Annotated in this window: 7 protein-coding genes; 4 read left to right on the plus strand and 3 right to left on the minus strand. The window is 72.7% G+C overall.

The features are described from left to right. Together SACPADRAFT_RS25500 and cofD are read right to left on the minus strand one after the other, a co-directional pair. On the minus strand, nucleotides 1-739 hold a 739-nt coding region (locus tag SACPADRAFT_RS25500; protein ID WP_084258301.1), incomplete at its 3' end, for a coenzyme F420-0:L-glutamate ligase. Between the two features lie 13 nt (nucleotides 740-752). Continuing rightward, nucleotides 753-1748 (minus strand): 2-phospho-L-lactate transferase, encoded by a 996-nt coding sequence (cofD, locus tag SACPADRAFT_RS0204105; protein ID WP_028662194.1) that lies wholly within the window; start codon nucleotides 1746-1748, stop codon nucleotides 753-755. Between the two features lie 521 nt (nucleotides 1749-2269). On the opposite strand from cofD, the gene fdxA reads away from it, so the two are divergent. The 4 genes from fdxA to SACPADRAFT_RS33720 all read left to right on the plus strand — a co-directional run bounded on the left by fdxA (nucleotide 2270) and on the right by SACPADRAFT_RS33720 (nucleotide 4630). Continuing rightward, a complete protein-coding gene (fdxA, locus tag SACPADRAFT_RS0204110) occupies nucleotides 2270-2590 on the plus strand; it encodes a ferredoxin (RefSeq protein WP_007026152.1) in 321 nt (106 codons plus the stop codon). After that, a complete protein-coding gene (gene dapC, locus SACPADRAFT_RS0204115) occupies nucleotides 2587-3678 on the plus strand; it encodes a succinyldiaminopimelate transaminase (protein ID WP_007026153.1) in 1092 nt (363 codons plus the stop codon). The genes fdxA and dapC overlap by 4 nt, the downstream gene beginning before the upstream one ends. A gap of 107 nt (nucleotides 3679-3785) precedes the next feature. Continuing rightward, a complete protein-coding gene (locus tag SACPADRAFT_RS0204120; RefSeq protein ID WP_007026154.1) occupies nucleotides 3786-4274 on the plus strand; it encodes a hypothetical protein in 489 nt (162 codons plus the stop codon). After that, on the plus strand, nucleotides 4271-4630 hold the full coding sequence (locus tag SACPADRAFT_RS33720) for a hypothetical protein (protein ID WP_007026155.1): 360 nt from the start codon (nucleotides 4271-4273) through the stop codon (nucleotides 4628-4630). Before SACPADRAFT_RS0204120 ends, SACPADRAFT_RS33720 begins: the two co-directional genes overlap by 4 nt. A gap of 165 nt (nucleotides 4631-4795) precedes the next feature. On the opposite strand, the gene dapD is transcribed toward SACPADRAFT_RS33720, so the two are convergent. After that, nucleotides 4796-5791: a 2,3,4,5-tetrahydropyridine-2,6-dicarboxylate N-succinyltransferase gene (gene dapD / locus SACPADRAFT_RS0204130; RefSeq protein ID WP_028662195.1), complete on the minus strand. Its 996-nt coding sequence runs from the start codon at nucleotides 5789-5791 to the stop codon at nucleotides 4796-4798. Nucleotides 5792-5921: the final 130 nt, after the last annotated feature.

Raw genomic sequence — 5921 nt, forward strand, 5'->3', positions numbered from 1 at the left:
CGGCGGGACGGACCAGATCGCGCGCGGTGGCCGCGCCCGGCCGCTCGTCCCCGGTCCGCAGGCCCCGCACCACCGCGACCGGGACGCCGCCGAGTTTGCCCTTGACCAGGTCGGCCGCGGCGGCGACCTCGTCGGCCACGGCGATCTCGGTGACGGCGAGCTCGTTGCCCTGGGCGTCCACCGCGCCCTCGTAGGAGCGCACCACCCGCAGCCCGGCCGAGCCGATGGCGGTGTCGGTCTGGCCGACCCGCCACGCCCGGCCCATCGTGTCCGTGATCACGACGGCGACGTCCACACCGAGCCGCTCGCGCAGGCCGTCGCGCAGCGCCCAGGCGGAGGCGTCCGGATCGGTGGGCAGCAGCGCCACCTCGCCGGTGTCCACGTTCGAGGCGTCCACCCCGGAGGCCGCCTGCACGATGCCGAGCCGGTTCTCGGTGATCACGGTGCGCCCGATCCGGGCCAGCACCCGCACCGACTCCTCGTCGATCAGCTTGCGCCGCTCGGCGTCGCGGAGCTCCGGGTCGGCGGGCACGGTCACCAGCCGGTCCTCGACCTTGGAGACCACCTTGCTGGTGACGACGACCACGTCGCCGGAGCGCAGCCAGCCCGCGGCCCCGGCCAGCGCGCCGGTCAGGTCGTCGCCGGGGCGGAACTCGGGCAGCCCCTCCACCGGCAGGATCTCCACCCGCGCGGCACCGTGCTCGTAGCCGGCGGGGTCCTGCCCGGCGGTCGTGCCCACGTGGTCGGCGTGCTCAGTCAACGTCCACCCCGGCCAGGTCCAGCGCGGCCCGCACCATCGCCGCCGTGGCGTCGACGTCGGACATCAGCAGCGGGACCGCGCGGACCGCGACCCCGGGCACGTCCACCGACTCGCCCTCGTGCACGAGCCAGCCGTCCAGCAGCCCGTCCTCGGAGGTCTTGCGCGAGCCGTAGTGCGCGCCCACGGCCCCGGCGGTGGCCTCCACGCCGAGGGCGGACAGGCAGGCGTCGGCCATGCCCCGCACCGGCCGTCCGCCGATGATCGGGGACAGCCCCACGACGTCGGCCGCGGTGGAGCGCAGCGCCTCCCGCACCCCGGGCACCGCCAACACCGATCCGATGGAGACCACCGGGTTGGACGGGGCGAACAGCACCGCGTCGGCCCCGGCGATCGCGTCCGTGACGCCCGGAGCGGGCTGCGCCTCCTCCGCGCCGACCGGCACGATCGTGTGCGCGGGCAGCTTCGCGTGGTGGCGGACCCACCACTCCTGGAAGTGCAGCGCCTTGCGCTGCTGCGGGTCGTCCGGGTCGTCCACGACGACGTGGGTCTCCACCCGGTCGTCGGTCATCGGCAGCAGCCGCACCCCGGGCCGCCACCGGTCGCACAGCGCCTCGGTCACCGCGGACAGCGGGTACCCGGCGCGGATCATCCGCGACCGGATGAGGTGGGTGGCGATGTCCTTGTCGCCGAGGTTGAACCAGGTCGGCTCGGCGCCGTAGGCCTCCAGTTCGCCCTGCACCGTCCAGGTCTCACCCGCGTGGCCCCAGCCGCGTTCGGGGTCGATCCCGCCGCCGAGGGTGTACATGCAGGTGTCCAGGTCGGGGCACACCCGCAACCCGTGCATCCAGACGTCGTCGGCGGTGTTCACCAGCGCGGTGATCTCGTGTGGCGACTCCCGCTCGCCGACGGCGGGGAGCCCGAGCGCAGCCTTGACGCCGAGCAGGAAGCGGGCACCGCCCACCCCGCCGACGACGACGACAACCTTCACAGTGCCGGCCTCTTCCCTTCCGTGACTCCACTTCGCGGCCCCGCCCGTGGTCCGCCCGGGCCGCAGCGTGCTCATTCTCCAGTGTCCCCCGCCCACCCCACCGAGCCCCCGCGAGTCGCCACTCCGGACCCGCGAGTCGCCACCTCCGACCCGCGAGTCGCCATCTCCGCCCCGCGAGTTGCCGCTCCCGGCCCGTGAGTGGGCGCTTCCGCACCGTGCACCGGCCGCCCGAATCCGCCTCCCGGTGTCGCCGCACCGTCCCGGAGTGACAACTCGGCGCACCGGAGCGGCGACTCGCGGGTGTGGGATGGCGACTCGCGGGTATCGCGAGGTGTGAGTAGGCACACATGAGGACGGGTGGGTGGTGGCGGGGAGGGGTCTGCCCGTGGGCACCGGGCGGATCCGGGGTAAACATGGCTCACACATCCGGGTCGGGGCCACCGGTGGACGGCTTAGGATGCGGGGAAGACAAGCGTAGTGTCCGGCAACGGGCCTGACCGAAAACCAAGCAGGAGAACGCAGTGACCTATGTGATCGCCGAGCCCTGCGTCGACGTGCTCGACAAGTCGTGCATCGACGAATGCCCCGTCGACTGCATCTACGAGGGCGAGCGGATGCTCTACATCCATCCCGACGAGTGCGTCGACTGCGGAGCCTGCGAGCCGGTCTGTCCGGTGGAGGCCATCTACTACGAGGACGACGTGCCGGACGAGTGGACCGCCTACACCAAGGCCAACGTCGACTTCTTCGACGAGCTGGGCTCCCCGGGCGGCGCGGCGAAGGTCGGCAAGACCGCGCACGACCCGCAGTGGATCAAGGACCTGCCCCCGCAGGGCGAATGACCCGGGCCAAGCTTCCCGACTTCCCCTGGGACTCGCTGGCCGAGCACGCCGCCACCGCGCGGGCGCACCCGGACGGCCTCGTCGACCTGTCCGTCGGGACCCCGGTCGACGAGGTCCCGGACGGCATCCGGGCCGCGCTCGCGTCGGTGTCGGAGATCCCGGGATACCCCGCCACGCACGGCACCCCCGCGCTGCGGGAGGCGGCGGTGGCGGCGCTGCGGCGCAGGCACGGCGTGGACGGTGTCGAGCCGGACGCGGTGCTGCCCACGATCGGCTCCAAGGAGCTGGTGGCGTGGCTGCCGACCCTGCTCGGCGCGGGTCCGGGGGACACCGTGGTGATCCCGGAACTGGCGTACCCGACCTACGAGGTCGGGGGGCTGCTCGCGGGCGCGACGGTGTTGCGCGCCGACGCCACCACCGCCGTCGGGCCCGGCAGGCCCGCGCTGCTGTGGTTGAACTCGCCGTCCAACCCCACGGGCCGGGTGCTCGGGGTCGAGCACCTGCGCAAGGTCGTCGACTGGGCCCGTGAGCGCGGCACGGTGGTCGTGTCCGACGAGTGCTACCTGGCGCTCGGCTGGGAGGCCGAGCCGTTGTCGATCCTGCACCCGGACGTGCACGGCGGGAGCCCGGACGGGCTGCTGGCGGTGCACTCGCTGTCCAAGTCGGCCAACCTCGCCGGGTACCGGGCCGGGTTCGTCACCGGCGACCCGGCACTGGTGCGCGACCTGCTGGCGGTGCGCAAACACGCCGGAATGATCGTGCCCCGGCCCGTGCAGGAGGCCATGACCGCCGCACTGGCCGACGACGACGCCCTGGCCACGCAGCGCGGACGCTACGCCGCCCGCCGCGCGGCCCTGCGCCCCGCACTGGAGAACGCGGGCTTCCGTATCGACCACTCGGAGGCCGGGCTGTACCTGTGGGCCACCCGCGGCGAGAGCGCCGAGGCGACCGTGGCCCGGCTGGCCGAGCGCGGCATCCTGGTTGCCCCGGGCACCTTCTACGGCCCCCGCGGCGGCGAGCACGTCCGCGTGGCCCTCACCGCCACCGACGAACGGATCGACGCCGCCGTCCAGCGGCTGACGACCTGAGCACCGGGCGAGCACGACTCGACGACCCGGGGGTAGCGCGCTGGTTCCCCGTGCCGTCATCGAAACCGCGCGTTGCGACCGGGTGAGTTTGCAAGTAGTTTGAAACTATGACCGCCCCGGAAGTGAATTTCTCGGAGCTGTCCAACAAGCCCGTTGAGACGGTTCGTAAGTTGCAGCAGTCCACAAGCCGCTCCCTGCGGGTGCACCGGCGCGGGGCGGAGGACGAGGACCTGCTGCTCACCACCGTGAGTCGTGCTGAGCAGGTCGCCGAGGTGGCTTCCACGACCACCAAGCTCTTCCTCGCGCTGATGGAGCACGACGACCGGACACGGACCCTGGTGACCGACGTTGTTCCGCGTGCCTTCCCGTGGGTCCGTTTCCTTCCGAAGGAGGGCGTGCACCAGTTCGTCGTGGAACTGGTCGAGACGTTGGAAGCGGCGGACAGTCTGGAGAATCCCGCGCCGGTGGCACATCTCGTTGCCGCCTGGCGCAGTACCGCCGAGGTTCACGCCGATCCTGAACTGCTCGCGGTCCTGAAGCGGGATGGTGTCGACTTCGGAGCCGTGCCGGAACCGACCGACGACGGAACGACATGAGTCCTGAGCGGGGAGACGACGTCGCGCAGCCGCCACGGGACGAGGAGTGGAAGATCCGTTACGGGGATCGGGCGGCTGTCGAAGGATGGCGACAACTCCTGGCGGCGGCTCCCGGCAATCTCCGCAAGGCCTGGGATCTGATGCGACACCATCCGGGCTTCGAGTCGGCGATGTCACCGTTGCGACACCATCGTCTGAAGTTCGACCTGGCCACCGGGGTGTGCGACGGGCGCGAGCTGCCCCAGTGGCAGATCGAGGTGACCGGCGGTGGCCGGGTCTGGTACCTGATCGATGACGAGAGTCACACGGTGTGGATCAAATACGCGGGAGTCGGGCACCCGCGTGCGACGGATTGACTGCTGTCCGGCGAAGCACCGCCGAGGTTCACGCCGATCCAGAACTGCTCACAATCGGTGAAGCGGGACGGTGCCGACTCCGGAGCCGTGCCGGGACCGCCCGCCCGGGACCCGGCCCCGGGGTCGTGAGCCACCTCGTCGGCCGCTCCGACCCCGGGCGGTGCGTCAGTCGTTGGCGTGCAGGGCGGCGTTGAGTTCCACCCCCGCGCCGGTGCGCGGGACGGCCTCCACCGCGCCCGTGGCCGAGTTGCGGCGGAACAGGGCGCCGGAGATGCCGGACAGCTCCCGCGCCTTCACCGACCGGCCCTCGAAGGTCACCTTCGTGCCCGCCGTGATGTAGAGACCGGCCTCCACGACGGAGTCGTCGCCGAGCGAGATGCCGACGCCACCGTTGGCGCCGATCAGGCAGCGCTCGCCGACGGAGATGACCTCCTTGCCGCCGCCGGACAGCGTGCCCATGATCGACGCGCCGCCGCCGAGGTCGGTGCCGTCCCCGACGACCACGCCCGCCGAGATCCGGCCCTCCACCATGGAGGCGCCGAGCGTGCCCGCGTTGAAGTTGACGAAGCCCTCGTGCATCACGGTGGTGCCGCCGGCCAGGTGCGCGCCGAGCCGCACCCGGTCCGCGTCACCGATCCGCACCCCGCCCGGGATGACGTAGTCGACCATCCGGGGGAACTTGTCGATGTGGTGCACCGTGACGCTGCCGTGCGCGGCCCGCAGCCGCATCCGCGTGGCCTCGAAACCCTCCACCGGGCACGGGCCGTGGTCGGTCCACACGACGTTGGACAGCAGGCCGAACACGCCGTCGAGGTTCTGCCCGTGCGGACGCACCAGGCGGTGCGAGAGCAGGTGCAACCGCAGGTACACCTCGTGCGCGTCCGCGGGGGCACGGTCGAGCGAGCCGACCGTGCTGCGCACCGCCACGACCTCCACACCGCGGACGTCGTCGGTGCCGAGCAGACCGCCGGCCGCCGCGCCGAGCGCCTCGGTGGCCTGCTCGGGGGACAGCCGCTCGGTGCCGCCCGTCGCGGCGTCCGCGGCGTCGGTCAGCTTCGGATTCGGGAACCACGTGTCCAGCACGGTCCCGTCGGGGGTCACGGTCGCCAGCCCGACGCCGGTGGCGCCGGTCGTTCCGGGATTCGGGGTCGCTGCACTCACGGCCGCCACGGTAACCCGCGCTCAGCCCGTCCGCGTCGCCACGTCGGGCAGCGCCGACAGCTCCGTCCGCAGCGTCTGCACCGCCGCGCTGATGTCGGTCAGCGCGGTCGCGCAGGCGGCGTCCCCGCCG

Origin of the sequence: Saccharomonospora iraqiensis subsp. paurometabolica YIM 90007 (assembly GCF_000231035.2) — a bacterium.
Classification (GTDB): domain Bacteria; phylum Actinomycetota; class Actinomycetes; order Mycobacteriales; family Pseudonocardiaceae; genus Saccharomonospora; species Saccharomonospora paurometabolica.

Bases quoted from the DNA above. Each gene is read 5' to 3' on its own strand.
- dapC (WP_007026153.1), top strand. From the start codon at position 2,587: ATGACCCGGGCCAAGCTTCCCGACTTCCCCTGGGACTCGCTGGCCGAG.
- SACPADRAFT_RS33720 (WP_007026155.1), top strand. From the start codon at position 4,271: ATGAGTCCTGAGCGGGGAGACGACGTCGCGCAGCCGCCACGGGACGAG.
- SACPADRAFT_RS0204120 (WP_007026154.1), top strand. From the start codon at position 3,786: ATGACCGCCCCGGAAGTGAATTTCTCGGAGCTGTCCAACAAGCCCGTT.